This window comes from Embleya sp. AB8 (assembly GCF_049739465.1).
GTDB lineage: Bacteria > Actinomycetota > Actinomycetes > Streptomycetales > Streptomycetaceae > Embleya.
On record NZ_JBMHHY010000022.1, the window covers coordinates 1 to 24,258 of the forward strand.

26 protein-coding genes are annotated in these 24,258 nt (G+C 72.0%); 9 read left to right on the forward strand and 17 right to left on the reverse strand.

Annotated elements, in window-relative coordinates:
• Positions 1 to 264 precede the first annotated feature (264 nt).
• From ABIA38_RS29795 to ABIA38_RS29835, 9 genes are all read right to left on the reverse strand, one after another.
• Positions 265 to 981: a hypothetical protein gene (locus ABIA38_RS29795; RefSeq protein WP_424641964.1), complete on the reverse strand. Its 717-nt coding sequence runs from the start codon at positions 979 to 981 to the stop codon at positions 265 to 267.
• Positions 978 to 1,706 (reverse strand): hypothetical protein, encoded by a 729-nt coding sequence (locus tag ABIA38_RS29800; protein WP_424641965.1) that lies wholly within the window; start codon positions 1,704 to 1,706, stop codon positions 978 to 980. The genes ABIA38_RS29795 and ABIA38_RS29800 overlap by 4 nt, the downstream gene beginning before the upstream one ends.
• An 88-nt stretch (positions 1,707 to 1,794) precedes the next feature.
• Positions 1,795 to 3,120: a hypothetical protein gene (locus ABIA38_RS29805; protein ID WP_424641966.1), complete on the reverse strand. Its 1,326-nt coding sequence runs from the start codon at positions 3,118 to 3,120 to the stop codon at positions 1,795 to 1,797.
• Positions 3,117 to 3,407, reverse strand: a complete 291-nt coding sequence (locus tag ABIA38_RS29810) for a hypothetical protein (RefSeq protein ID WP_424641967.1) — start codon at positions 3,405 to 3,407, stop codon at positions 3,117 to 3,119. The genes ABIA38_RS29805 and ABIA38_RS29810 overlap by 4 nt, the downstream gene beginning before the upstream one ends.
• Before the next feature lie 40 nt (positions 3,408 to 3,447).
• The gene (locus tag ABIA38_RS29815; RefSeq protein WP_424641968.1) at positions 3,448 to 3,603 is read right to left on the reverse strand and encodes a hypothetical protein; all 156 of its coding nucleotides are present in this window, start codon (positions 3,601 to 3,603) and stop codon (positions 3,448 to 3,450) included.
• A 224-nt stretch (positions 3,604 to 3,827) separates the two neighbouring features.
• On the reverse strand, positions 3,828 to 4,853 hold the full coding sequence (locus ABIA38_RS29820; protein WP_424641969.1) for an endonuclease/exonuclease/phosphatase family protein: 1,026 nt from the start codon (positions 4,851 to 4,853) through the stop codon (positions 3,828 to 3,830).
• Positions 4,850 to 5,839: a hypothetical protein gene (locus ABIA38_RS29825; RefSeq protein ID WP_424641970.1), complete on the reverse strand. Its 990-nt coding sequence runs from the start codon at positions 5,837 to 5,839 to the stop codon at positions 4,850 to 4,852. The genes ABIA38_RS29820 and ABIA38_RS29825 overlap by 4 nt, the downstream gene beginning before the upstream one ends.
• 107 nt (positions 5,840 to 5,946) lie before the next feature.
• Positions 5,947 to 6,276, reverse strand: coding sequence for a hypothetical protein (locus tag ABIA38_RS29830; protein WP_424641971.1), 330 nt, complete (start codon positions 6,274 to 6,276; stop codon positions 5,947 to 5,949).
• A gap of 277 nt (positions 6,277 to 6,553) precedes the next feature.
• Positions 6,554 to 7,180, reverse strand: a complete 627-nt coding sequence (locus tag ABIA38_RS29835) for a SigE family RNA polymerase sigma factor (RefSeq protein WP_424641972.1) — start codon at positions 7,178 to 7,180, stop codon at positions 6,554 to 6,556.
• Positions 7,181 to 7,346: 166 nt separating this feature from the next.
• Between ABIA38_RS29835 and ABIA38_RS29840 the strand changes: the two genes are divergently transcribed.
• The 5 genes from ABIA38_RS29840 to ABIA38_RS29860 all read left to right on the forward strand — a co-directional run bounded on the left by ABIA38_RS29840 (position 7,347) and on the right by ABIA38_RS29860 (position 11,857).
• The gene (locus tag ABIA38_RS29840) at positions 7,347 to 8,024 is read left to right on the forward strand and encodes a response regulator (protein WP_424642134.1); all 678 of its coding nucleotides are present in this window, start codon (positions 7,347 to 7,349) and stop codon (positions 8,022 to 8,024) included.
• Positions 8,021 to 9,739, forward strand: coding sequence for an ATP-binding protein (locus ABIA38_RS29845; protein ID WP_424641973.1), 1,719 nt, complete (start codon positions 8,021 to 8,023; stop codon positions 9,737 to 9,739). The genes ABIA38_RS29840 and ABIA38_RS29845 overlap by 4 nt, the downstream gene beginning before the upstream one ends.
• Complete coding sequence (locus ABIA38_RS29850) at positions 9,736 to 10,416, forward strand: hypothetical protein (RefSeq protein WP_424641974.1); 681 nt, start codon at positions 9,736 to 9,738, stop codon at positions 10,414 to 10,416. The genes ABIA38_RS29845 and ABIA38_RS29850 overlap by 4 nt, the downstream gene beginning before the upstream one ends.
• Positions 10,417 to 10,542: 126 nt before the next feature.
• Positions 10,543 to 10,689 (forward strand): PspC domain-containing protein, encoded by a 147-nt coding sequence (locus tag ABIA38_RS29855; protein WP_424642135.1) that lies wholly within the window; start codon positions 10,543 to 10,545, stop codon positions 10,687 to 10,689.
• Between the two features lie 133 nt (positions 10,690 to 10,822).
• Entirely contained in the window at positions 10,823 to 11,857 is a 1,035-nt protein-coding gene (locus ABIA38_RS29860) for a trypsin-like serine peptidase (protein WP_424641975.1), read from the forward strand.
• 154 nt (positions 11,858 to 12,011) lie between these two features.
• On the opposite strand, the gene ABIA38_RS29865 is transcribed toward ABIA38_RS29860, so the two are convergent.
• From ABIA38_RS29865 to ABIA38_RS29875, 3 genes are all read right to left on the reverse strand, one after another.
• Entirely contained in the window at positions 12,012 to 12,383 is a 372-nt protein-coding gene (locus ABIA38_RS29865; RefSeq protein WP_424641976.1) for a hypothetical protein, read from the reverse strand.
• A gap of 278 nt (positions 12,384 to 12,661) precedes the next feature.
• Entirely contained in the window at positions 12,662 to 13,795 is a 1,134-nt protein-coding gene (locus tag ABIA38_RS29870; protein ID WP_424641977.1) for an adenosine deaminase, read from the reverse strand.
• Positions 13,796 to 13,945: 150 nt separating this feature from the next.
• Positions 13,946 to 14,884: a LysR substrate-binding domain-containing protein gene (locus tag ABIA38_RS29875; protein ID WP_424641978.1), complete on the reverse strand. Its 939-nt coding sequence runs from the start codon at positions 14,882 to 14,884 to the stop codon at positions 13,946 to 13,948.
• 62 nt (positions 14,885 to 14,946) lie between these two features.
• Between ABIA38_RS29875 and ABIA38_RS29880 the strand changes: the two genes are divergently transcribed.
• A complete protein-coding gene (locus ABIA38_RS29880) occupies positions 14,947 to 16,269 on the forward strand; it encodes an MFS transporter (RefSeq protein WP_424641979.1) in 1,323 nt (440 codons plus the stop codon).
• A 58-nt stretch (positions 16,270 to 16,327) separates the two neighbouring features.
• The gene (locus ABIA38_RS29885) at positions 16,328 to 16,498 is read left to right on the forward strand and encodes a hypothetical protein (RefSeq protein ID WP_424641980.1); all 171 of its coding nucleotides are present in this window, start codon (positions 16,328 to 16,330) and stop codon (positions 16,496 to 16,498) included.
• 121 nt (positions 16,499 to 16,619) lie between these two features.
• On the opposite strand, the gene ABIA38_RS29890 is transcribed toward ABIA38_RS29885, so the two are convergent.
• From ABIA38_RS29890 to ABIA38_RS29905, 4 genes are all read right to left on the reverse strand, one after another.
• Positions 16,620 to 18,314 carry a phospho-sugar mutase gene (locus ABIA38_RS29890; protein ID WP_424641981.1) on the reverse strand — a complete coding sequence of 565 codons (1,695 nt, stop codon included), beginning with the start codon at positions 18,312 to 18,314 and terminating at the stop codon, positions 16,620 to 16,622.
• A 56-nt stretch (positions 18,315 to 18,370) separates the two neighbouring features.
• Positions 18,371 to 19,180 (reverse strand): purine-nucleoside phosphorylase, encoded by an 810-nt coding sequence (locus ABIA38_RS29895; protein ID WP_424641982.1) that lies wholly within the window; start codon positions 19,178 to 19,180, stop codon positions 18,371 to 18,373.
• A gap of 340 nt (positions 19,181 to 19,520) precedes the next feature.
• Positions 19,521 to 20,027 (reverse strand): hypothetical protein, encoded by a 507-nt coding sequence (locus tag ABIA38_RS29900; RefSeq protein ID WP_424641983.1) that lies wholly within the window; start codon positions 20,025 to 20,027, stop codon positions 19,521 to 19,523.
• Between the two features lie 115 nt (positions 20,028 to 20,142).
• The gene (locus tag ABIA38_RS29905) at positions 20,143 to 20,583 is read right to left on the reverse strand and encodes a gamma-glutamylcyclotransferase (RefSeq protein WP_424641984.1); all 441 of its coding nucleotides are present in this window, start codon (positions 20,581 to 20,583) and stop codon (positions 20,143 to 20,145) included.
• Between the two features lie 36 nt (positions 20,584 to 20,619).
• Here ABIA38_RS29905 and ABIA38_RS29910 point away from each other — a divergent pair, with 36 nt between their 5' ends.
• Positions 20,620 to 22,038, forward strand: a complete 1,419-nt coding sequence (locus ABIA38_RS29910) for an NAD(P)H-quinone dehydrogenase (protein ID WP_424641985.1) — start codon at positions 20,620 to 20,622, stop codon at positions 22,036 to 22,038.
• 479 nt (positions 22,039 to 22,517) lie between these two features.
• Positions 22,518 to 23,372: a DeoR/GlpR family DNA-binding transcription regulator gene (locus ABIA38_RS29915; protein WP_078975593.1), complete on the forward strand. Its 855-nt coding sequence runs from the start codon at positions 22,518 to 22,520 to the stop codon at positions 23,370 to 23,372.
• 27 nt (positions 23,373 to 23,399) lie between these two features.
• Here ABIA38_RS29915 and ABIA38_RS29920 read toward each other — a convergent pair whose 3' ends face one another.
• Positions 23,400 to 24,158 carry a hypothetical protein gene (locus ABIA38_RS29920; protein ID WP_424641986.1) on the reverse strand — a complete coding sequence of 253 codons (759 nt, stop codon included), beginning with the start codon at positions 24,156 to 24,158 and terminating at the stop codon, positions 23,400 to 23,402.
• Positions 24,159 to 24,258 lie beyond the last annotated feature (100 nt).

Here is a 24,258-nt window from a genome sequence, read left to right on the forward strand (position 1 = left end):
CGGATGCGGAGCACCAAGCAAAGACCCCGGCCCCGGAGGGGACGTGCAGCGACGAGGCGGTGGCCGCTGTCACGACCCGGCCCCGCCGAACGGACCCAGGGCCAACCCCGCACCGGCCCAACAGCACGACGCCAAGCGGCCAACCGCCCCCGCCGCGAATCAAGGAACAGGTCCGGCACAGCCGCAACCACCCCCGAGCCCCCGAGTACCCCAAGCCCCCGAGCACCCCAAGCACCCGAGCCCCCCGACTGCCCCCCAGCTTGGTCAGCCGAACAAATCGGTGATTCGGCCTCGCCTGGGGCCGGTTGCGGTGGGCTCCGGATTGCCGCCGTCCAGGGCGTTTGCGACCCTCGTTGCCGTTGCCGTTGCCGCTGCCGGTGGGGTGAAGGTTACCGATGCGCAGATTGCGGCCATCAGGTCGACGTAGTGCGGCCAGGTGTCCAGGTCTTCGGTGGACAGGGTGAAGACGGCCATCCTGGGTTGTCCGGGGAATGGGAAGAAGGCTTGGGCGGAGCGGGTTGTGATGCCGAAGTCCTGGGTGGCGCCGAGGAGTTGGCCGGGGATGCGCGGTGTTGTGTCCGCCACCAACACCGGTATTCGGCCCAGCGGCGTGGCGGCGACCGCGATGTCCCGGTCCGTCGTGGGTGGCCCGAGTCGGTGCAACACCCCTTCGGCGAAAGGGAGTCCGGACTCGGTGGCGAAGTGCCTCACCGTCACCACGAGGAGCGCCGAGGTGAGGCCGCCGTCGTCCTTGCGGGCCAGGCACGTGGACAGGTGGACCATGCCCTCGCGGTTGAGGCCGGTCAGGAACGCGTCCTGGGTGAGGGCGCATTGGATTCGTTGTTCGGGCGTCGCGTCCGGCCAGAAGTCCTGGAGGAGCAACACGAGTTCGGCGATCCGCTCGGCCGGATCGCGGTCCATCGCGAAGACCTCGAAACCGTCCGGCAGGACGAACCACGGCGCGACCTCGTCCACGTTCACCGACTGCCTTCCTCCGTCGCCCCGAGCCGAGCCGCCTCGGCCTCCGCCATCGCCGCCACCACTTCGCGATAGGCCGCCACTCCGTCACCCACCGCGTGCTCGAAGGCCGTCCGTGCGCGGTGTCGGCCGTAGCCGCACAGGCCCGCGCCGCCGACCCCGATCGTGAGCGCTACCAGGGCGATTCGGGCCACCTCGGGGCGCCCGCCGACCGCTCCGGCCACCGCCCCGGGCAGGCCGAATGCCACCGGGCCCGCCACGCACAGCGCCAACGGCACGGTCCAGCGCCCGATGCCGCGCGCGATCCGGTCCGCCTCGGCCCGGAGCCGGCCCACCGCCACCGGGTCGAGCACGTCGAACCCGCCCCGTCCGGCCACCTCGGCCGCCGCGGCGACCGCCGCCGGATGGGTACGCAGCACGCCGTACGCCGGACCACCCGCGTACCGCCCCAGACCCTCGGCCCACCCGGGACCGCTGCGCTCGAAGAGCGTGGCCAGGGTCGGGGCCGGTCGAAAGCCGTACCCGACCGCGACCGTGCGCTGCCAGTCGAGGCTCGGGCCCGGGTGGTCGACCGACCACAACCGCACCGCGTCCCCGCTCGTGGTGAGCAACGCCCGTACCACGTCCCCGCGTTGCCGCCCCACCGGCCGCCGCCCGCGGGACCGGGACAGCAGCCAGTACGGCGCGACCAGGGCCGCGAGCACGAGCAACCACCACGCCCGACTCACCGCCCGGTCGCCCGAAAGGCCCGACCCGCCCGGCGCGTCCCGAACTCCCCGGGCGCCCCGAGCGCGCCCGGGACACCGGATCCCACCGTCACAGGAACGCCGCCCACGCGGACAGCACCGCCGCCGCGCCGCCCGCCCCGCGTACCCCTCCCGGGGCACCCTTCGTGCCCGCGAAGCCGAGGCCGCCCAGGACATTGTTCACGCCGCCCGGGGCGGTCGAGTCCGTCGTGCCCGGCCAGTCGTCGTTGGGCAGGGACGCCGCCGTCGGGTAGGTCAGGCCGGCCGTGATCGCGCCCTGTACTCCCTTGCCGATGTTCTCCGCGGCCCCCGCGCTCGCACCCACCTTGCCCGCCGCCCACGCGGCCGGCTTGATGATCGCCGGGTTGGCCATCAGGCTCGACATGGCCGGCGCCTGGCCGCCGAAGGTCTTGATCCCGGTTCCGATCCCGGAGACCACGCCCTTCGTACCGACGACCGCCCGGCCGGCGCTCACCCCCTTCGCCAGCGCGCCGATCCCGGGCAGCGCGCCCAGCGCGTCGCCGCCGAGGGTGAGCCACGCGCCGGGTTGGTCGAACTTGCCCTGCATCGCATAGCTCGTCGCATGCATCCCGAGCGCGGCGAGCGAGGTGAGCACCGCGAGCGGAGCAAGCACCGGGCAGAACAGCGCGACCACGCCCAACACCGCACCGGCCACCGACAGGAAGTCGCCGACCCCGTTCAGGAATCCGGCCAGGTCGAACGGCTTGTCCGGAGCGTCGTCGGCGGCCTCGTCGATCACCCGGGCGTGCGCGGCGGCGTCGGTGGCGTGTTTGTCCAGCAGGGTCCGCGCGTCCTGCAGGATCCGATCCAGCTCGTTGTTCGCGCCGGTCAACCGCCCACCGGCGGCGTCCAGTCGGGCCTGTGCCTCGCGCAGTCGCCGCTCCGCCTCGGCGAGGTTTTCCTTCGTGTCGAACCACTGGCCGGCGTAGCCGAACGCGGGGTCGTCCTTGGCCCGGTTCACGTCCTCCTGGGCGGCGTCCCGCCTGCGCCGGACCTCGACCGCGTTTCGTTCGAACGACCCGCCCTCGCTCTGATACCGCGTCAGTTGCCCGCGCCACTCCTCCAGTTGGGTCGCCGCCTTGCGCATCGCCGCCTCGGCGTCGCGCAACCGGCCGGGCAGCTTCTCCATCACCTCGGATTGCACGAACTTGTGCGCGGCCTCACCCTCCCAGGCGCCGCCGCCGAGTGTGATGCCCTTGAGGATGCCCTGGGCGGTGACCATCTCGTTCGCGGCCTTGGTCAGATTCGCCACCAGCGGCTCACAACTCGCCGGTTTCCCCGGGGCCGGGTCGTAGCCGATGCCCGGAAACGCGGCGTCCGGCGGGGGGCCGCCGCCCCACATCCACGGGCCGCCCGGCCCGACCGGGCCGCTCACGCGGACAACCTCAGGCGACCGGAGATCTGCTCCTCGATGCCGTCGTAGTTGACCACGTTCTGCCGGAGTGCGTCGACGACCTTGGCGATGTCCTCACGGATGATCTTCAGCCCGTACTGCCACTCGTCGTGGAAATCGTCACACGCGTCGTCCAGCCCCTTGGTGCCCAGGCTCTTGGGCCCCGCGTCCTCCAGCGCGTTGAGCGCCTTGTCCATCGACTCGGTACACGATGTGAGCCGGTCGACCAGCAGGTTCAGGGCGATCGTGTCCGCCCGGTATCCGTCCATACGCGTAGTTCCCCCGTGCGGTGGTTCGGATCGCGGCGACTCAGGCCGCGAGCACGCGGTCGGCGCGGGTCTCGCCGGTCGGACCGCTCGACGGTGCCCCGTCGGTCGCGACCGCCGCCTGCCGGGTGGACAACTTCCACGTGGCCAGGACGCGGGCGATCACGACGAGGGCGAAAAGGGCGAGCAGAGCGGACATGCGATCAGATCCTTGAAATTGCCGAAACTGCGTGAGCCGAGTGTGTTCAATGTGTTCAAACGGTGTTCAAGCGCATTCGAGCGCATTCAACTTCGCTCAACGTCGCTCAACTGCGTTCAAATACGTTCGAGAATCGACGCTAGGCCCGCACAACCGCCGTTTCGGCCCCCTTGACGCGGCATCGACGCAGGTCGGGGCGTTCCTGACGGGATCTTGACAACCGCTCAGCGCAGCGCCAACTCGGCGATCACCGCGGCGTGATCGGTGTGTGGCACCCGGTGTTCGGACACCGACGCCACCTCGATCCCGCCGGCCACCAGGACGTGGTCGAGTCCGAACAGCGGCGGCAGGCCGTGGAAGTACGCCATCGGCCAGGTGCGGGCCAATCCCCGGCCGCGCTCCTCGTGCGCGTCGCGCAGTCCGGCGCCGGTGAGCGCGCGGAACGAGGCGTTGTCCGGGGTCGCGTTGAAGTCGCCCAGGAAGATCGTGGGCAGCGTGCGCCGCTCGGCCTCGCGGCGCAGCGCGTCCAGGTCGTGCGCCCACTTCCCGGCCTGCCCGCGCAGCGGCGGCATCGTGTGCACGCCCTGGATCCGGATCCGGCGCCCGTCGATCTCCACGGTGGCGCCCGGCATCGGCATCGTGGTCCGCTCGGGCAGGAGCCGCTCGTCGGTCAGCGGTCGGCGTGCGTAGATCGCCAGGCCGGCCGCGCCGGACTCGCCGTGCCCGGCCGTGTACGGGAGTTCGCGGGCCAGCCCGGCCCGCTCCAGCCCGGCCGCCAACTCGGGGGTCAGCTCCTCCACGGCCAGTACGTCCACCCGCTCGCGCAGCACCAACTCGGTGATGCGGGCCGGATCCGCGCTGCCGAAGTAGGCGTTGGCAGTCATCACCCGTACCCGGGTGCCACCCGGCGCGGGGCCGCCGCCGGCGGTCAGGCGCGGCAACATCCACAGGGTGTGCACAACCACCAGGCCCAGCGCGACGAGCAGGGTCAGCCGCATGCGCAACAGCGCGGCGCCGAGGACGACGAGTACGGCGGCCGCCGCCGCGTACGGTGCGAAGACGGTGACGATCGCCACCGGCCACATCGCGTCGAACACCAGCAACCGGGCGCCGGTGACCAGGACGGCGCCCGCGAAGACCAGCCCGACCACATTGCGCCCGAGCGCCCGCAGCCGACGCCGTAACCGCCACAGCCGAGGCGGCGGCGGAATCTCCTCCGCCGGATCCGCCGCCTCGACCCACGCGGTCACGGTCGGGCCCGCCCGGGCGGCGGCGGCGCGGCAGGCCGAGGCGGCACCGGGGCCGCCCCGGTCGCCGGGTCGCCCCCGGTCGTGGCCTGCGACCCGGTGGTCCCAACCTGCGGCGCCGCGGGTGGGGCTGGTGGGGCGGGTGGTGCAGCCGGTGCTGGTGACGCGGGCGGCGACGCGGCAGGAGCACCACCCCCGGGATCACTCACCGGAGCCCGATCCGCCCCACTCGCCCCGGCGTATTCGGCGGCAACACGCTGCGGCCCGGTCCGGTCGCCCCCGGCATACGCCCCGGTCACCCCGGCCGACGCCCGCGCGCCGTACCCGGCGTCCTGCGGCGCCGCTCGCACCCCGGTCCGATCACCCCCGGCGTACTGCCCGGTCGCCCCCGCCGACGGCTGCCCCAGGTATTCGTATTCGTATTCGTATTCGGTCCCGGCTCCCGCGTACTGCCCGCTCGGCTGTCCGACCCCCGTCGCCTCCCGCCCGTACGAGGGCCACTCCCGAGGCGGCAGCGACTTGCCGCGCGTGACCGTCGGCGGGCTCGGCGCGCCCAGGACGACGATCAGGAAGTACGCGCACAGCGCGAACAACACCAGCACGCCGACGTTCACCGCGCTCTGCTCGACGCGCGCGCCCGCCGGGATGTCCGCGAAGCCGCCGCCGTCGTAGGCGAGCCCGCCCAGGGCCACCGTGAGTCCCACGATCCCCTGTACACCGAGCACCCCGAGCGCGACCCGGGTGATCATCCGGGCCCGAGGCGTCGGCCGTCCCGCGTGGGTCACCAGCAACACCGCGGCCGCGAGCAATGCCGGTGTGAGTACGTCGAGCAGCGCGGACTGACCGCCGTAGGCCCGTGCCCGGAAGTCGGACACGCCCGATCCCACGCCGAACAACACCCGCAGTGCGTCGACCGTCAGGCGCAGGGCCAGGAAGCCCACCAGCGCCCATGCCGCCGGTTCCCGCAAACGATCCGTTTCCTGTCGCATCCGACTGCCTCCCCGTGGCCGTATCAGCCGCTCAGGGTAGACGGGCGAGGATGCTCCGGCGGGGACAGGCGGAAACCGGCCGGAGCCGGCCGCGCACACACCCGGGTTCAGAGCTTGTCGATCGCCTGCCCCACGGTCATGCCCTTGGCCAGATCGCCGGTGGCCAGGTCGGTGCCGACGTTCGCGCCACCCACGTCGGTGCCGACGCTGTTGGACAGCGGGTTCAGCCCGCCGCCGTTCATCGGGTTGAGCTGCAGTTGTTGCACCGCGCCGAGCACCGCGCCGGTCGCGGCGGCGGCGCCGGTGCCTGCGGCGGGCAGGTCCGGCTGGGAGATCCCGTTCACCGGGGTCGCGGCCGTGGCGCTCCCGGCCAGGCCGAACGTGGCGGCGGCGCCCAGCGAGGTCGCGGCGAGCACGGTGCGCAGAACGGAGGACATAGCAGGTGGCCCTTCCCTGTCGAATGGGTCGATTGCGGGATTGACCACGCAACGTAGCCACTCGACCACGAAAAGCGCAATTCGGCGCCCCGTGGTCCGATGTCCCGAATCGGCTCCGAATTCGACGGAACCGTCACAGCCCCATTCGCCGTCCCAGTCGATGAACACCGGCGGACCCGGGCGACGGCCCGACCGGGAGGCAAGTACAGACCCGACCGGGACACAACTGCACAGTGGAAGAACCGTGGAAGACAGGCGTACGAGAGGCGCGAGCGGATCAGGCGACGAGTTCGGCGAACGCCTCGTCCGCGCCGAAGCTCAGCGCGTCGTCCTCGCGCAGCCGACGCAGCGCGCGCCAGATGCTCGACTTGACCGTGCCGACGCTGCAGCCGAGCACCTCGGCCACCTCGGGGTCGGTCCGACCCTCGTAGTAGCGCAGCACGAGCATCGTGCGCTGCGGCTCGGGCAGCTTGGCCAGCGCGCGCCACAACACGGCGCGCAGCTCGGTGTCGCCCATCGAGTCCGAACCGTCGGGGCGCTCGGGCAGCTCCTCCGAGGGGTACTCGTTGATCCGACGCCGACGCCAGGCCGATATGTGCAGGTTGGTCATCGTGCGCCGCAGGTAGCCGCCGAGCGCGGCCTTGTCCTGGATCCGCCCCCACGCCTGGTAGGTGCTCATCAGCGCGCTCTGCAACAGGTCCTCGGCCTCGTTGCGGTCACCGGTGAGGTGGTACGCGGTGGCGAACAGGGCGGAGCGGCGTTCGCGGACGTACGCGGTGAATTCGTCGTCGACACTCTCCGTGTCCGAGCAAACGCTACGCGCGTTGCCGTTCAGGGGGGCGAGGGCGACGACGGTACGACGGTTCTCCTTGCGGATGCCCTGCGACTGCGTCTGGGTCTGCATGACTTCTCCCCCGGTTCGGCGCTCGTTCACGATGTACAGCCTGCTGGGCGGGCTTCATCGGAACGTCGGTGAGCTGTCACAGGTATGCAACAGGCGCCGGGGGCGGCGAACCGCGAGGGGCCGCCCCGTGTTCTTCCCAGCCGTGACGTCAGACACAATGGCCTGCGTGCCCTACCTGCTGCTTATCGAGGATGACGAGTCCGTACGAACCGGACTCGAACTCGCCCTGGGGCGCCAGGGCCATCGCGTGGTCACCGCCGCCACCGGTGAGGCCGGCCTGGAGCGGTGGCGCGAGCAGCGCCCCGACCTGATCGTGCTCGATGTGATGCTGCCGGGCATCGACGGTTTCGAGGTGTGCCGGCGGATCCGCCGCACCGACTCGTTGCCGATCATCCTGCTCACCGCGCGCAACGACGACATCGACGTGGTGGTCGGCCTGGAGTCCGGCGCCGACGACTACGTGGTCAAGCCGGTCCAGCCGCGGGTGCTGGACGCCCGGATCCGCGCGGTGTTGCGCCGCGGCGAGCGTGAGGTGTCCGACGCGTCGGTGTTCGGCGACCTGGTGGTGGACCGCAACGCGATGACGGTGACCAAGGCCGGCGAGGAACTCCAGCTCACCCCGACCGAGCTGCGGCTCCTGGTCGAGCTGAGCCGGCGCCCCGGCCAGGCGCTGTCCCGACAGCAGTTGTTGCGCCTGGTGTGGGAGCACGACTACCTCGGCGACTCGCGCCTGGTAGATGCGTGCGTACAGCGGCTGCGCGCCAAGGTCGAGCACACCCCGTCCGCGCCCACACTCATCCGCACGGTCCGAGGCGTCGGTTACCGCCTCGATCCGCCCCAGTGACCGCCCGGCCGCCCCTGGTCCGCAGGTTCGTCCGCCGGGTCGCCCCGACCCTGAAGTTGCGCTCGCTGCGGTTTCGGGTGCTCGTCGCATTCGCCCTGGTCGCGCTGATCTCGGCGGTGGCCGCGTCCGGCATCGCCTACTGGCTGACCCGGACCGCCGTGCTCGAGCGGGCGCAGGACTCCGTGCTCACCGAGTTCCGGGACAATCTGGGTCGGGTCTCGGCGGGGATGCGGGAGAACCCGGACCAGGCCGATCTGGGCCCCGCCGTCGATCAGATGCGCAACAGCAGCTTCGGCTACTCCGTGGTCCTGGTCGGCTCGGACCACCTCCCGGTGGCCTCCAACCCGTCCCGCTTCCCGCTGGAGCGGGTGCCCGCGAAGCTGCAGCGGGTGGTGCAGAGCGCCGACGGCAACGGCGGGTACCACATGTACTTCCAGCGGATCGACATCGACGGCCAGCCGTACCTGGTCGGCGGCACCCGGGTGGTGCCCAACGGCGCCACCGGCTACATGTTCAAGTCGCTCAAGGACGAACAGGCCGACCTCAACTCGCTGGCCCGCTACCTGATCGTCGGCACGCTGCTCGCGCTCGGCGCGGCGGCGGTGGTCGCGTGGTTCGCCGCCCGGCACATCCTGCGCCCGGTGCGCAGACTCGGCCACGCGGCTCGCGAACTGGGCGCCGGCCGGCTGGACACCCGGCTGGACGTGCGCGGCTCGGACGAGCTCGCCGACCTGTCCCGAACCTTCAACGACGCGGCGGAGAAGCTCGAGCGCAGCGTCGCCGAGCTGCGTGCCCTGGAGTCCTCCTCGCGCCGCTTCGTCGCGGACGTCTCGCACGAGCTGCGCACCCCGCTGGCGGCGATGACCGCGGTCAGCGAACTGCTCGAGGAGGAGGCGGACAGCCTCGGTGAGCAGGGCGCGCCGGCCGCCCGCCTGGTGGTGGCCGAGATCGAGCGGCTGGCCACCCTCGTCGAGGACCTGATGGAGGTGTCCCGGTTCGACGCCGGTACCGCCGCCCTGGTGGCCGACGAGGTGGACATCACCGACCTGGTCACCGCGTGTCTGGACGCGCGCGCCTGGATGGACGCGGTGGACCTGCGGGCCCCCCGGGGCATCCTGGCCAGGGTGGACCCGCGCAGACTGGACGTCATGGTCTCCAATCTGGTCGGCAACGCACTGCGGCACGGTGGCTCGCCGGTGACCGTCGAGATCCACCGGGCACCTCGCCTGTCGGTACCCGGGATGCTCGACGCCCCGGTCGAACAGGACCTGGTGATCGAGGTCTCGGACACCGGGCCGGGCATTCCCGAGGACGTACTGCCGCATGTGTTCGACCGCTTCTACAAGGCGGACAGCTCGCGCGCCCGATCCGAGGGCAGTGGTCTGGGCCTGTCCATCGTGATGGAGAACGCGCGTATCCACGGCGGCACCGCGTTCGCCTCGAACATGCCCGGCGGCGGGGCCAAGTTCACCCTGCGGCTGCCGCTGGTGCCACCCGAGCTGGAGGAGATCATCGACCCGGACGAGGGGGTCGAGGACGACGGCGTACACGCCGACCTGGACGCGGAGAACGCCGAGAGCGCGGGGAACGCCGAACAGCGCGAGCGCGCCGAGGGCATCGGTCCGAGCGGGAACGCCGACCGGAGCAGGCCCGCGGCGAATGCCGACACCGGATCCGGATCCGGCAACCACGACGAGCGAGGAGGTGTGCGTTGAGACCTCGCCGGCGGCTTCCGATCGCGGTCTTCGCGACCACCGGCGTGCTCGCCGCGCTCACGTCCTGCGGGATCCGGCCGACCGAGGGACCGGTGGGCGCCGGAAAACCGGCCAACCGGATCGCGCCGTCCGCACAGAGCCAACTGCCCGGTTCGGAGCGGCACATCGTCTACCTGGTGAAGGACAACCGGCTCCAGGCGTTGCCCAGGCCCGGTCGGCTGCAACTGCGGCCCGGTGACGCGGTCCCGGACAAGTCCCGGACGGATCAGCTCAACCAGCTCCTGGAGGAGCTGCACCTGGGCCCCAACGACGCCGAGGCGCTGGGCGGCTACACCACCGCCCTGCCCGCCGGCGGCCTGATCGCGGCGGAACGGCAACCGGGCGACCCGCCCACCCTGTTCCGCCTGGACGTACCGCTGTCCGCGCTGGCCACGATCGCCCTGGGTCAGGTGGTGTGCACCCTGCAGAGCGCGTCCGGCGGCGACACGGTGCAGCTCGCGAGCCGACGAATGCCGCCGGAGAACTACCGCTGCGAGAACTATCTCGACATCATCCGCAAGAACTCCGCGCTGCCCACCACCGGCGGCCGGATCACCACGCCACCGTCGACGACCGAGAAGGACTGGCCGCAGTCCTCCCGCCCTTCCGGGAAATCCCCTAGTCCCCAGGGCGGATGAGCACCGACGTCCCGCGGCTGATGTGGCGGGCCCGGTCTCGACCTACCTTCGAAGTACGACGACGCCGCACCGGGCGTCGCCGGATCGAGGAGGAAGCGTCATGAGCACGATCACGAGCATGGGCGGCTGATCGCCGGTGTGTGTGCCGGCATCGCCCGTCGCTACGGCTGGTCGCCGACCACCGTCCGGGTGGGGTTCCTGCTCTCCTGCCTGCTGCCCGGTCCGCAGTTCCTGCTGTACATCGCGCTGTGGATGCTGATCCCCGAGGACTGAGCGAACCGGGACGCCGCACGGCGCGGGCATGCCGGCGCCTATCATCCGATCAACGGATGGGTAGGCGGGTCGATCGAGTGGTCTCGGGGGACCGGAGGGTTCCGGGCCGGGCGCTCGATCGGGGGGCGGGGACATGCAACCGGGAAGCACGCACAACAAGAACCTCATCGTGACCATGTCGGTGTTCGCCGGTGTGCTGGTCACGCTGGTGGGGCTGGTGCTGAGCGGCACCCTGGCGGTGAAGGCCGGGCGCACGCAGGCGATGCACTCGAAGCAGTACAGCGACCGCGATGTCGAGGACACCCGCGGGTTCTGGGACCAGAACCGACAGGACCAGGCCAAGCCGCGTGCCCCGGAGATCTCGCCCGGTCAGCAGCCGCCGCAGTTGCCGGATCAGGGACAGCCGCAGCCCGACGCGGACTACCGGCAACCGCCGACGATCCAGGCCCGCCGGGTGAACGCGCCCTACACCCAGCCGGGGATGGCGATCCGCGGCAAGATCTTCTTCCGGATGCCGGAGGGCGTCGCCGAGTGCAGCGGCACGGTGGTGCACCACTCGAGCGGCAACATGGTCTGGACGGCGGGGCACTGCCTGCACGGTGGTCGCAGCGGCGACTTCTACGACAAGGTCACCTTCGTGCCCGGCTACAACGGCGCGGGCCGCACCCCGGCCGAGCGCGAACCGTACGGCCGGTGGCCGGCCCGGCGGACCACGGTGAGCACCCAGTGGGCGCAGAACGCCGACCCGGGCGGCAAGGACGCGAGCGCGTCCCCGTACGACTACGGCGCGTTCATCGTCGACTCGCGCGGCGGCAAGACGCTGGAGCAGGCGGTGGGGCCGGGCGCCGAGGTGCTCTGGAACGCGCCGCGGCATCTTGCGGTGCAGTCGTTCGGCTATCCGGGTGACACGCCCTACGACGGCACCACGCTGTACACGTGCGCGTCGCCGACCACCGACTTCCGCGAGGACGGCTGGCCGCGGCCGGACATGTTGTGGATGGGCTGCACGATGACCGGCGGCTCCTCGGGCGGCGGCTGGTTCGCCGACGTGGCCGGGCGTACCGTCCTGGTCAGCAATGTCTCGCTCGGGGTGACCACGACGACCTCGCGCACCATGACCGGGCCGTATCTGGGCGACGTGGCGAAGGACATGTACGACTCGCTGTAGCGGTGGCCGGGGGCGACCCGGTGAGCGCGGGTGTGCCGAAGCCGTGTCCTCGCGCAGGATCGATACGCGATGGACACGGCTCGTACGACGGCCGGCCGATCGGTTCCGCGCCGGCGACCCGGCCCGGCGGCAGCGGCGGAACCCGGCGCGCCGGCTACAGCGGCAGGCCGCCGCCGCCCAGACCGTTGAGCGGCGAGGCGCCGATCGGCAGCGCGTTGAGCGGCGAGCCGAGGCCGCCCTTGGCCGGGGCGGGCTGGGCGGCCGGCGCGGGCTGGGCAGCCGGGGTGGGCTGAGCGGCCGGAGTGCCCTTGCCGCCGCCCTGGTCGGCCCGGTTGCCCATGCCCTGCTGCAGGTTGCGGGCCATGTTCCCGGCCACGCTGTCGAGGGGGGACTGGCCCGGGGTGAGCGCCTGGTCGACGGGGAGCGTGTCGGTGACCTGGCTCACCGGGAACGGGTTGGCGGCGGCGGGCAGGGCCGACTGGACCGAGGAGGCGGCCGGGGCCAGCTCGTCGACCAGGTCGGTCACCGGCATCGCACTCGCGGAGCCGGCAGCGCCCGCTGCGAGTGCCGCACCGAGCCCGGCCGTGATAGCCGCCTTACGCGTTACCGATCGCATGTGCATCCTCGGTTTCTCGATTCGGGCGGGGCGAGACACACCCCGTTACGAAGTGAGACCGCAACGTAGCGAACCGGATGCGGAATGCGCAAAACGCCCCCTTCGCGGCGGGAGCGACGGTTTGCCCGGCCGCCGGCCGGGGTTCGGGGGCGCCCGCGAGTCGAGCCGGCGGGCGCCCTCCCGGGAGGTCAGTTCCGGCCGAACAGCCACTCCGACTTGAGCGCGGCGTAGCCCGGCTTGATCACCTCGTTGATCATCGCGAGCCGCTCGTCGAAGGGCAGGAACGCGCTCTTCATGGCATTCACGGTGAACCACTGGAGGTCGTCCAGGCCGTAGCCGAACGCCTCGACGAGGTGCTCGAACTCCTGTGTCATGGACGTACCGCTCATCAACCGGTTGTCCGTGTTGATCGTGACCCGGAAATACAGTCGGCGCAGTAGGCCGATCGGGTGGTCCGCGTAGGAGACGGCGGCGCCGGTCTGGAGGTTGGAGGTCGGGCACATCTCCAGCGGGATGCGCTTGTCGCGCACGTACGCCGCGAGCCGGCCCAGTTCGACGCTGCCGTCGTCCTTGACCGTGATGTCGTCGATGATCCGTACGCCGTGGCCGAGCCGGTCCGCGCCGCACCACTGCAGGGCCTGCCAGATCGACGGCAGGCCGAACGCCTCGCCGGCGTGGATGGTGAAGTGGTTGTTCTCCCGCTTGAGGTATTCGAACGCGTCCAGGTGCCGCGTGGGCGGGAAGCCCGCCTCGGCACCGGCGATGTCGAAGCCGACCACGCCCAAGTCGCGGTGCCGGTTGGCCAGTTCGGCGATCTCGAGGGAGCGGGCCGCGTGCCGCATCGCGGTCAGCAGCGCGCCGACCTTGATCCGCCGGCCGGCCGCCGCCGCGCGGCGTTCGCCCTCGCGGAAGCCCTCGGTGACGGCCTCGACCACCTGGTCCAGGGTCAGCCCGGCCGCCAGGTGCTGCTCGGGCGCGTAGCGGATCTCGGCGTAGACCACGCCGTCCGCGGCGAGGTCCTCGGCGCACTCGGCGGCGACGCGGAACAGGCCCTCGCGGGTCTGCAGCACCGCCACCGTGTGGTCGAAGGTCTCCAGGTAGCGCTCCAGCGAGCCGGAGTCGGCCGCCTCGCGAAACCACGTGCCGAGTGCTTCGGGATCGGTGGTGGGGAGGCGGTCGTAGCCGACCGCGTCGGCGAGTTCGATGATCGTGGCGGGCCGCAACCCACCGTCGAGGTGGTCGTGGAGCAGGACTTTGGGGGTGCGCCGGATCTGCTCGACCGTGGGCGAGGCAGCGGGCGTGTTCGGGTGACTGCTGTACATGAAAGGACTTTACTGCCTACGCGCGTAGATCATGTGTCGGCGACGTGAAGATTCGGCCATGTGCACACGTCCGGCGGCCGATCGGGGTCCCACCGCCGCGCCGAAGGGCCCGCGAGTCCCGCGCGGGCTGCGCCAACTCCGGTACGCCGCTTACTCCTCGGGGCGATTCGGTGGCAGCAGCTCGCCCCGCCGGCCCAGCACGAACTCGCGGAACAGCCGGACGGGCGTGGTCTCCGGGCGGCCCGGGACCCAGGCCAGGCCGATGGTGCGAAACGCCCGGGGCGCGGTCACCGCGAGATGTACGGTGCCCGGTCGCGGTGCGTCGGGGGCGGGCAGCAGCGCGACGCCGAGCCCGGCCGCGACCAGGCCGCGCAACGTCTCGGTCTCCTCGCCCTCGAAGGTGATCCGGGGGACGAAACCGGCCTGGGCGCACAGCGCGTCGGTGATCCGGCGCAGGCCGTAGCCCGGCTCCATGCCGACGAACGCGTCCTCGGCCGCCTCGGCCAGCCGGACCCGCCGCCGGTTCGCCAGCCGGTGGTCGGCCGGCACCACCAGGTAGAGCCGCTGATCGTCGAGCGCGCGCACGGCCAGATCGGGCGCGTCCGGGAGCGGCGCGGTCAGACACAGGTCGAGCTCGCCGGCCCGCATCCGCTCCAGCATCGCCGAGGCGGAATCCTGGACCAGTTGGAAGCGGATGCCGGGGTGATGCACCCGAAAGGCACGCAGCAGACCGGGCACCGCCTCGGGCCCCATCGTGTGCAGAAACCCGAAGGCGACCTTGCCGCGCGCCTCGCCCACGTCCTCGATCACCTCGTCCAGGCCGCGCTCCAGCAGGGCGAGGGCCTGTTCCACATAGCCGAGCAGGGTGTGGCCCTGCCGGGTGAGCACGACCCCGCGCCCGGTCCGGGCCAGCAGCGGCACCCCGACGTCGGCCTCGAGGCGGGCCATCGTCCGGCTCAGCGTGGGCTGCGGGATGCCCAGGCCGATCGCGGCCCGGGTGATGTGCTCCTCGCGGGCCACCGCCGCGAATTGCGTAAGAAGCGGGGCGATGGCCGCGGAAACCTCCGCTGATCTGCTGTCATACGACATGGCATGAATCCTGGCCGAAACATGCATTGGACGCATGAAACGACGCGGCCTAGTTTCGGGACATGTCCGCATCGAACACCGCTTCGGATCCCACCCCGGCCGGCCCGTCGTCCACCACCTCGTCCACCCCTTCGATGCGGCACGCGCGCGGTTCGCGCGAGTATCGCCGGGCCAACCTGGCGCTGTTCGCCGCGGGCTGCGCCACCTTTGCGATGCTCTACGCGACCCAGACACTGCTCCCGGAACTGTCCGACGGGTTCCACCTGGACCCGGCGACGGCGAGCCTGTCCGTGTCGGTGACCACCGGCGCGCTCGCGCTCGCGGTGATCCCGGTGAGCATGTTGTCCGAGCGCTGGGGCCGCTCGCGGGTGATGACGATCTCGGTGTTCGGCGCCGCACTGCTCGGCGTACTGGCCGCGTTCGCCCCGGACTTCGGCACCCTCGTGGCGCTGCGCACGGTGCAGGGCGTCGCGCTGGCCGGGTTGCCGGCGACCGCGATGGCCTACCTCGCGGAGGAGGTGGACGGGCCCTCGCTCGGCTCGGCGATGGGGCTCTACGTGGCGGGGAACAGCATCGGTGGCATGGGCGGTCGGCTGGTCACCGGACTGGCCTCGGATCTGGGCGGCTGGCGGGTCGCGTTGGTCGCGGTCGGCCTGTTGGCGCTCGGCTCGGCGATCGTCTTCCGGGTGTTGCTCCCGCCGTCGCGCAACTTCACCCCGTCGACGAGTTCGGTCCGGCAACTCGCCGGCGTACTGCGCGCGCACCTCGCGGACCCGGTGTTGCGCCGGCTCTACCTGCTCGGCATGGTCTTCATGGCGGCGTTCGGCACCGTGTACAACTACCTCGGCTACCGGCTGCTCGCCGAGCCGTTCGGGCTGCCACCGACCGTGGTCGGCGCGATCTTCGTGATCTACCTGGCGGGCACGTTCAGTTCGGCCGCGTCGGGGCGGCTGGTCGGCCGGCTCGGGCACCGCGCGACGTTGTGGGCCGCCGCGGCGATCACCGCGGCGGGCGCGCTGTTGACCCTGCCGGACCACCTGACGCTGGTCGTGGTGGGCCTGATCGTACTCACCGCGGGCTTCTTCACGGGCCACTCGGCGGCGAGTTCGGCGGTGGGACTGCGGGTCACCGAGGGCCGCGCGCAGGCGTCCGCGCTCTATCTGGCGGCCTACTACCTGGGCGCGAGCGTGGGTGGCCCGGTCGGCGGAGTCGCCTTCCACGGCCGGGGGTGGGCCGGCGCGGTGGTCCTGGTGCTCGGGTTGATGGCCGCGGCGGGCTGGGTGGCGGCGGGACTGACCGGGCGGGTGGCCGTGGCGGCGGCGGGGGTGGACGACGCGGCTGAGGTCGGGCGCCGGCCCCGCACGCACGCCCGGTCGGCGGCCTGAGCGGGACCGGGGTCGGGTTCCCGCGTGGGGCCCGGCCCCGGCTTGGCATGCTGGGGCGATGGACGAGCGGCATCCCCGGGCGCGTGGCCCCCGGCCGGGCGATCGGGACGCCGACGGCCGGGTCTACCACCCGCACGGCACGGGCCGGGGGTGTGCGGTCGGCTGTCTGGTGGTGCTGGTCGCGGTGGCCGTCCTGATCTTCGTCCTGATCCGGCACGCGGTCGGCTGAGCGTGGTCGGGTGCCCGACGCCGATGTGTCCCCCGATGGCACCTCGACCTGCGGGTGGGGCGGGACCGCCGGTCGGCAGCCCCGCCCCACACGTGTCCACCAGCCCGTTCGGGCTCGGGACTTACATGCCCAGCGTCGTGGCCAGGTCCCGCTTGAGCTGCTCCAGGGCGGTGTGGGCCGCCGCGCGGGCGGTCTCGATGCCGACCTCGGCGATTCGGGTCGGGGCCACCACGACCTCCAGGTAGGCCTTGAGCTTGGGCTCGGTGCCCGACGGGCGGACCACCACGCGGCCGGCCGCCAGGTCCTTGCCGTCGCCGGCCAGGGTGTAGCGCAGGCCGTCGGTGGGCGGCAGGCCGTCGGCCGGCGGGTGCAGGAGGTCTTCGGCCGTCGTGACGGTCAGGCCACCGAGGGAGGTCGGCGGCTCGGCGCGCAGTCGGTGCATCGCGTCGGCGATCAGGTCCAGGCGGTCCACCCGTACCGAGTACTGGTCGGTCGCGAACAGGCCGTAGCGGGTGGCGATCTCGTCGAGCAGGGCGGGCAGCGTGCGGCCGTCGCGCTTGGCGCCGGCCGCGAGTTCGGCCAGCATCAGCGCGGCGGTGATGCCGTCCTTGTCGCACACCCCGGCCGGGTCCACGCAGTAGCCGAGGGCCTCCTCGTAGGCGAAGGCCAGGTTCGGCACCCGGGCGAGCCACTTGAAGCCGGTCAGCGTCTCGGTGTACGCGATGTCGTTCGCGCGCGCGATCGTGCCGAGCAGCGAGGAGGACACGATCGTGGTGGCCAGCATGCCGGTGGTGCCGCGGCGGGCCACCTCGGCGCCGAGCAGGGCGCCGACCTCGTCGCCGCGCAACATCCGCCAGCCGCCCGGGACCGCCGGGTCCGGTACGGCGACCGCGCATCGGTCGGCGTCCGGGTCGTTGGCGATCACCACGTCGGCGTCCTCGGCGAGCGCGGTCCGGAACGCCAGGTCCATCGCCCCGGGTTCCTCCGGGTTGGGGAACGCCACGGTCGGGAAGTCCGGGTCCGGGTCCGCCTGTTCGGGCACCGGTCGGACGTCCGCGAAGCCCGCGCGGTCGAACGCGCCGAGCATCACGGTGGTGCCCACGCCGTGCATCGCGGTGTGCACGATCCGCACCCCGCGCGGCCCGGCCGGGTCGAGCACGGTCACCGCGCGGTCGAGGTAGGAGTCGATCAGCGCCTCGCCGAGCGTCTCCCAGCCGTCCTCGGCCAACGGCACCTCGGCAAGCGAGCGCACCGCCGCGATGTGTCCGGCGATCTCCGCGTCGGCGGGCGGTACGATCTGCGACCCGTCGCCGAGGTAGACCTTGTAGCCGTTGTCGCGCGGCGGGTTGTGGCTCGCGGTGACCATCACGCCCGCGACGCAGCCCAGATGCCGGATCGCGTAGGCGAGCACCGGCGTCGGCAGCGGCCGGGGCAGCAGCAGCGCGTGCAGCCCGGCGGCCTCGAGCACGGCGGCGGTGTCCCGGGCGAACACGTCGGACTTGTGCCGCGCGTCGAACCCGATCACCACCGCGTTGCGGATCGCCTCCGGGGCGACCGTGTCGGTGAGGTAGGCCGTCTTGAGGTAGGCGGCCAGGCCCGCCGCCGCGCGGATGACCACCGCCCGGTTCATCCGGTTCGGCCCGGCGCCCAGTTCGCCGCGCAGCCCCGCGGTGCCGAACTGGAGCAGCCCGGCGAACCGATCCGCGAGCCCCTCCCGATCGTCCGCCGCGAGCAACGCCTCGAGTTCGGCCCGGGTGTCCGGGTCCGGATCCTCGGCCAGCCAGGCGCGCGCGATCTCGATGACGTCGCTCAACACGGACTCCTCGGTGCGGAAGGGATCGGGGATGGCGGGGGGTGCGGACCTGCGGGCGCTCAGATGCGCGGCAGGACCTGGGTGAGCAGGCGGCCCATCCGCTCGGCGGACGCGCGTCCGGCGGCCAGGACCTCCTCGTGGTTGAGCGGCTCGCCGGTCATGCCCGCGGCGAGGTTGGTGACCAGCGAGATGCCCAGGACCTCGGCGCCGGCCTCGCGGGCGGCGATCGCTTCGATGGTCGTGGACATGCCGACGAGGTGCCCGCCGATCGCGCGGACCATGCCGATCTCGGCCGGGGTCTCGTAGTGCGGGCCGGGGAATTGTACGTATACGCCTTCTTCGAGGTCGGGTTCGACCTCGCGACACAACGCGCGTAGCCGCGGTGAATAGAGGTCCGTCAGGTCCACGAAGTTGGCCCCGACGATGGGCGACGCGGCGGTGAGGTTGATGTGGTCGCTGATCAGCACCGGCTGGCCGGGCACGAAGGAGGGACGCAGGCCGCCGCAGCCGTTGGTCAGTACGACGGCCTTGCAGCCGGCCGCGATCGCGGTGCGCACGCCGTGTGCGACGGACGCGACGCCGCGGCCCTCGTACAGGTGGGTGCGGCCGAGGAAGACCAGCGCGCGACGGTCGCCGATGACCAGCGAGCGGACCGTGCCGGCGTGGCCCTCGACGGCGGGCGGCGGGAAGCCGGGCAGCTCGGTGACCGGGAACTCGTGTTCCGGCTCGCCCAGCATGTCGGCCGCGGGCACCCAGCCAGAGCCCATGACGAGCGCGATGTCGTGCGTCGCGGCACCGGTGAGCCGCTGAAGGCTTTCGGCGGCCTCGGCGGCGGCCGTGTACGGGTCGTGGCTATCCAATACGTTCACATCGATGAGCGTAAATGCTGTACCCCGGAACGGCGCGGGCGGGGTCTATGCGCGTAGAAGACTGTGATACGACCGCAATGACAGCGGGGGACGACTCGTACGGGTAGGTGGCGATACGTCCGTTCAGCCGATGCGTTCCGGCGCGGCGAATGGCCTGGCAGCCGGCGTGGTACGCAGCCGGCCCGGGGCGCGGGCGGTCGCACGGTCCGTCCGCCGATCGGTTGCGGGTCCAACTCGCGCTTGCCGCAGGCGCGTTCCTCGCGGACCCCGACGATCTCGGGCGATGCGTACCGACTCCGGGGCGAGGTGGTGGGTTTCGGGCGGTTCGGGTGCGGCCGGGTCACGCTCCGTGCGGCGGGTACACCTCGGGGGACCTTGCCGCATCCCAGTGCTCGGGGGCATTCGGGCCGGGGAGGTAAGGGGCGCGGCCGGTGGCGCCGGCCCAGGCGTTCCGGATCGTGGCGAACTTGGCGTCGTAGTCCCGGTCCCGCTGGAACAGCGTGTCCAGCGGGGCGGACAGGCTCCGCACCTTGCCGTCGGCGCGCACGACCTGGATGTAGCGGCTGCCCAGGAGGCTTCGTTGCCGGATGTGCGCGACCTGGGACCAGTCCAGGTGCTGGGCGCGATACCGGCGCCAGGTGATGCCCTGTGGGGTGATTCGCGTATCGACGCGGGAGTACACCAGGAAGTTCAGCACGAACAGGAAGGCCAGGAAGAGCGGGTAGCGGCCGTCCGGCCCGTCGCCGCCGGCCGCGAATTCGAACCCGGACAACACGACGAACGAAGCCGCGATGACGAGGAACATCGCCCGCTGGCCCAGGCTCAACGTGAAACGGATCTCCGACACGGCGCGCTCCCCCCGACTCGCACGACCCGACGAGCCGAGTGTGTCAGTACGTCGGGCGATCGCCGTGGGTGGGTCGACGGTCCGGTCCGGCCGGTTGGCCCCCCGGCCGTACGGCCTACCCGCAGGGGCGGTTGCGGAGTTCCTTGACGTAGTCGTCGGGGGCGCCGGCGGATTCGGCGGATTCGGCGACCATGCCGAGGTAGCGGGCCGACGGCAGGCCGCCCTCGTAGTCGTTGAGCACGTAGAGCCACGCGAGTTGTTCGCCGAACAGCGACTCCACCCGGACCCGGACCTTGCGGTACAGGCCCAGCGGCATGCCCTCCCAGCGGTCGAGGTCGGGCTCGTCCATCTCGGCCAGGTCGTAGAGCGCGACGAACACCTGGGCAGACTCGTCCTCGACGACCGTGGCCAGCGAGCCGTCCCAACCCAACTGCTCGCCGCCGAAGGTCAGCCGCCAGCCGGGCAGCCAACCGGTGTGGCGCAGAGGGGAGTGTGGGGCACGCCGGGCCATCTGCCGCGCGTCGAGGTTGCTTGCGTACGCGGCGTAGAGGGGCATGGCCGCAGCCTACGCGACGCGCGGTCATGGGAGAGAATGACACCCGTGACTCGGATTGTGATCGTAGGCGGAGGACCCGGCGGGTACGAGGCGGCTTTGGTCGCGGCACAGCTCGGAGCCGAGGTGACGGTGGTAGAGCGCGAAGGGGTGGGTGGTGCGGCGGTACTGACGGACTGTGTCCCGTCCAAGACGCTGATCGCCACGGCCGAGGTCATGACGAACTTCGCCGACTCGCATCACGAGCTCGGCATCTACGTCGACGACGGCACGCCCGGCACGCTGGACCGCCCGATCGTGGGCGTGGACCTGGGCGTGGTCAACCGGCGCGTGCTGCAGTTGGCCAAGGCGCAGTCGAACGACATCGCGCAGAGCGTCACGCGCGCCGGGGTGCGGGTGTTGCGCGGCACCGCCCGCCTGGACGGGCCGCGCCGCGTGGTGGCCGACCTGGCCGACGGCACCGAGCGCTCGCTGGACGCGGACGCGATCCTGATCTCCACCGGCGCCCACCCGCGCGAGATCCCGGGTGCGGAGCCGGACGGCGAGCGGATCCTGAACTGGAAGCAGATGTACGGCCTGTCCGAGCTGCCGCGCGAGCTGATCGTGGTCGGCTCGGGGGTCACCGGCGCCGAGTTCGCCGGTGCGTACCAGGCGCTCGGCTCGCGGGTGACCCTGGTCTCCAGCCGGGATCGGGTGCTGCCGGGCGAGGACCCGGACGCGGCCGAGGTGTTGGAGGACGTCTTCCGGCGGCGTGGCATGCGGGTGATGTCGCGCTCGCGCGCGGAGAGCGTCAAGCGGGACGGGGACAGCGTCATCGTCACGCTGACCGACGGTCAGATCATCGAGGGCAGCCACTGCCTGGTCGCGGTCGGCGCGATCCCGAACACCGCGGGCATCGGTCTGGAGGAGGCCGGCGTCTTCCTCAAGGACACCGGACACGTGCGGGTGGACCGGGTCTCGCGGACCACCGCGAACGGGGTCTACTCGGCGGGCGACTGCACCGGCGTGTTCGCGCTCGCGTCGGTGGCCGCGATGCAGGGTCGGATCGCGATGTACCACATGCTCGGCGACGCGGTGGCGCCGCTGAACCTCAAGGCCGTGTCCTCGAACGTGTTCACCGACCCGGAGATCGCCACCGTCGGATACACCCAGGCGGCGATCGACGCGGGCGAGATCGACGCGCGTGGGGTCAAGCTGCCGCTGTCGCGCAACCCGCGCGCGAAGATGCAGGGCATCCACGACGGTTTCGTGAAGCTGTTCTGTCGTCCCGGCACCGGCATCGTGGTCGGCGGCGTGATCGTGGCGCCGCGGGCGAGCGAGTTGATCCACACCGTGGCGCTCGCGGTCGACCTGCATCTGACCGTCGACCAGATCGCCAGCGGATTCACCGTCTACCCGTCCCTTTCGGGTTCGATCGCGGAAGCCGCCCGGCAATTGCACCGGCGCGAGCGTTCCTGACCCGGTCGGGGGGCGAATCGACCCAGTGCCGTGCCCGGGGGGTGCCGATGCGCTGCTTTTCGACCGGCGCACCCCGGGTCGTCGGCGGCGCCAAGATCATTGCCGCCCGCGCCGGATGCCCACCGGCGCGCGAGGGGCGCGCGGAATTCGGAATCCGCGCTCCCGGGTACTCCACTTACGGGTGGCTTTTCTCGAACATCCGATGTGCTTCGAGGCCGCCGCGCATACTCGAATCGAACCGGGTGCGACCGCCGCCTCGCGGTGTGTCCGAGGTCCGTCGAGTCCTGCTGACACGGAATCAAATCCGGCGTACAGCAGCGGTATCCGGCTCCCGGTGGGCAGCGTTGTGGTTGGTCCTCGCGAACGCTGCGGCTGTGCTGCGCCCGGAAACCGAAGCACTCTAATCACTTTGCCGAACAACTTCGGGTAAGAGTTGCAACCGGCTGATAAGAGCCGGTCGTTCACGTTACCTTCGTCACGTGTTCGCAGCAGAGCGTCGTCAACTGATTCTTGAAATGGTGCGGGCCAACGGAGCGGTGTCCCTACGGGAACTCGCCCGGGTGGTCCAGACGTCCGAGGTGACGGTTCGGCGGGACGTGCGGGCCCTGGAAGCCGAAGGGCTGCTCGACCGTCGGCACGGTGGGGCGGTGCTGCCCGGTGGGCTGTCCCGTGAGCCGAGCTATTCGCAGAAGACCCACCTCGCGGCGGCGGAGAAGGCGGCCATGGCCGACCTCGCGGTCTCCCTCGTCGACGAGGGGGACGCGATCGTCGTGGGCGCCGGCACCACCACGCAGGAGCTGGCCCGCAGGCTGGCCCGGATCCCGGGTCTGACCGTGGTGACCAACTCCCTTCTGGTCGCACAGGTACTCGCCCACGCCAATCGGGTCGAGGTGGTGATGACCGGCGGCACGTTGCGCGGGTCGTCCTACGCGCTGGTCGGCAGCGGTGCCGAGCAGGCCCTCGCGGGTCTGCGCGTGCGTCGCGCGTTCGTGTCCGGCAACGGGCTGACCGCCGAGCGTGGCCTGTCCACCCCCAACATGTTGTCCGCGAGTGTGGACCGCGCCCTGATCCAGGCCGCGCACGAGGTCGTCGTCATGGTCGACCACACCAAGATCGGTGTGGACACCATGTTCCAGACGGTGGCCCCGGAGCGGATCACGCACCTCGTCACCGACGAGGACGCCCCTGGTCCGGAGAGCGAGGCGTTGGCCGAGCTGGGCGCCCAGGTGCACATCGCCCCCCTGCCGCAGCGGGCCGTTCCCGGCGCCCGCGCGGAGTTCAACGGGGAGCGGATGCGCGACATGCGCGTCCCGGGGGTGATGCCCGACCAGTGACTCCGCCGCGCCCTCCCTTACCGGTTGTCATCCGCCGCCCGCCCGGCGCCCCCCGGGCCGCGCGTCGAGCACCCGTGCGACCAGATCCCCGCCGAACGCCCCGAACCCCGTCGCCGACCACACACTCCGCTCCGCCGGAATCTCGTAGTAGGCCAGATAGGCGCCATCCGCCACCCGCTGGGTCAGCACATCCGCCATGGTGCGCTCGCTCGCGGCGACCAGGCACGCGTGGCACGCGGGTACGGAAAGCCGGGTCCGGCCGCGGATCGCCCAGTGCAGCGGGCCGACCGCGGTCCCGTGCAGCGGGTTGAGCAGGCAGACCGCGACCCGGAACCGGTCGTCGGCCCCGACCTCGTCCGCCGGCAGGGCCCGCCCGGCCCGGTCCGCGGCCACGTCGAGTGCCCGGACACCGTGTCGGACCAGCACCAGGACGCCCGCGAGATCGGGAAGATCGTCGGCGTCCCGCAGCACCCAGGCAGCCGCCTCGCACGCGTCGAGCGCCCGTAACTGCGCGGCCAACGCGGGCGGATGTGCCGCCGGTACCAGCGCCTGGGTCCGGGCCGCCAGGTCCGCGAGTCGAGCGGTGGCCTCGGCGCGCAACGCCGCGACCGACTCGGCCCGAGCCCGTTCGTAGAGCGCGGCGGGAATCGTGGGCGGCGCCGCCGCGCCGGGCTCGGTCGGCTCGGCGGGCGGGGTCATGCGGCGACGACTCGACCACCGCATCCCCAGGGCGGCCCCGGTGCCGCCGGCCGCGAGCACCGTGGCGACCGTGAGCCAGACATCCATGGCGCCCCCTTCGACTCGACCGGGTCCGGAGTCGCGACCGCCCCCGTGCCGAGGGTTCGGGCGGGGGCGGTCGAAGTTCCCGCCCGGGTCGGGGCGGTGG

Excerpts from the sequence above, each read along its gene's own strand:
- ABIA38_RS29810 (WP_424641967.1), bottom strand. The coding sequence starts at position 3,407 with ATGGACGGATACCGGGCGGACACGATCGCCCTGAACCTGCTGGTCGAC.
- ABIA38_RS29815 (WP_424641968.1), bottom strand. The coding sequence starts at position 3,603 with ATGTCCGCTCTGCTCGCCCTTTTCGCCCTCGTCGTGATCGCCCGCGTC.
- ABIA38_RS29825 (WP_424641970.1), bottom strand. The coding sequence starts at position 5,839 with ATGCGACAGGAAACGGATCGTTTGCGGGAACCGGCGGCATGGGCGCTG.
- ABIA38_RS29830 (WP_424641971.1), bottom strand. The coding sequence starts at position 6,276 with ATGTCCTCCGTTCTGCGCACCGTGCTCGCCGCGACCTCGCTGGGCGCC.
- ABIA38_RS29835 (WP_424641972.1), bottom strand. The coding sequence starts at position 7,180 with ATGCAGACCCAGACGCAGTCGCAGGGCATCCGCAAGGAGAACCGTCGT.
- ABIA38_RS29860 (WP_424641975.1), top strand. The coding sequence starts at position 10,823 with ATGCAACCGGGAAGCACGCACAACAAGAACCTCATCGTGACCATGTCG.
- ABIA38_RS29870 (WP_424641977.1), bottom strand. The coding sequence starts at position 13,795 with ATGTACAGCAGTCACCCGAACACGCCCGCTGCCTCGCCCACGGTCGAG.
- ABIA38_RS29875 (WP_424641978.1), bottom strand. The coding sequence starts at position 14,884 with ATGTCGTATGACAGCAGATCAGCGGAGGTTTCCGCGGCCATCGCCCCG.
- ABIA38_RS29880 (WP_424641979.1), top strand. The coding sequence starts at position 14,947 with ATGTCCGCATCGAACACCGCTTCGGATCCCACCCCGGCCGGCCCGTCG.
- ABIA38_RS29885 (WP_424641980.1), top strand. The coding sequence starts at position 16,328 with ATGGACGAGCGGCATCCCCGGGCGCGTGGCCCCCGGCCGGGCGATCGG.
- ABIA38_RS29905 (WP_424641984.1), bottom strand. The coding sequence starts at position 20,583 with ATGCCCCTCTACGCCGCGTACGCAAGCAACCTCGACGCGCGGCAGATG.
- ABIA38_RS29910 (WP_424641985.1), top strand. The coding sequence starts at position 20,620 with ATGACACCCGTGACTCGGATTGTGATCGTAGGCGGAGGACCCGGCGGG.
- ABIA38_RS29920 (WP_424641986.1), bottom strand. The coding sequence starts at position 24,158 with ATGGATGTCTGGCTCACGGTCGCCACGGTGCTCGCGGCCGGCGGCACC.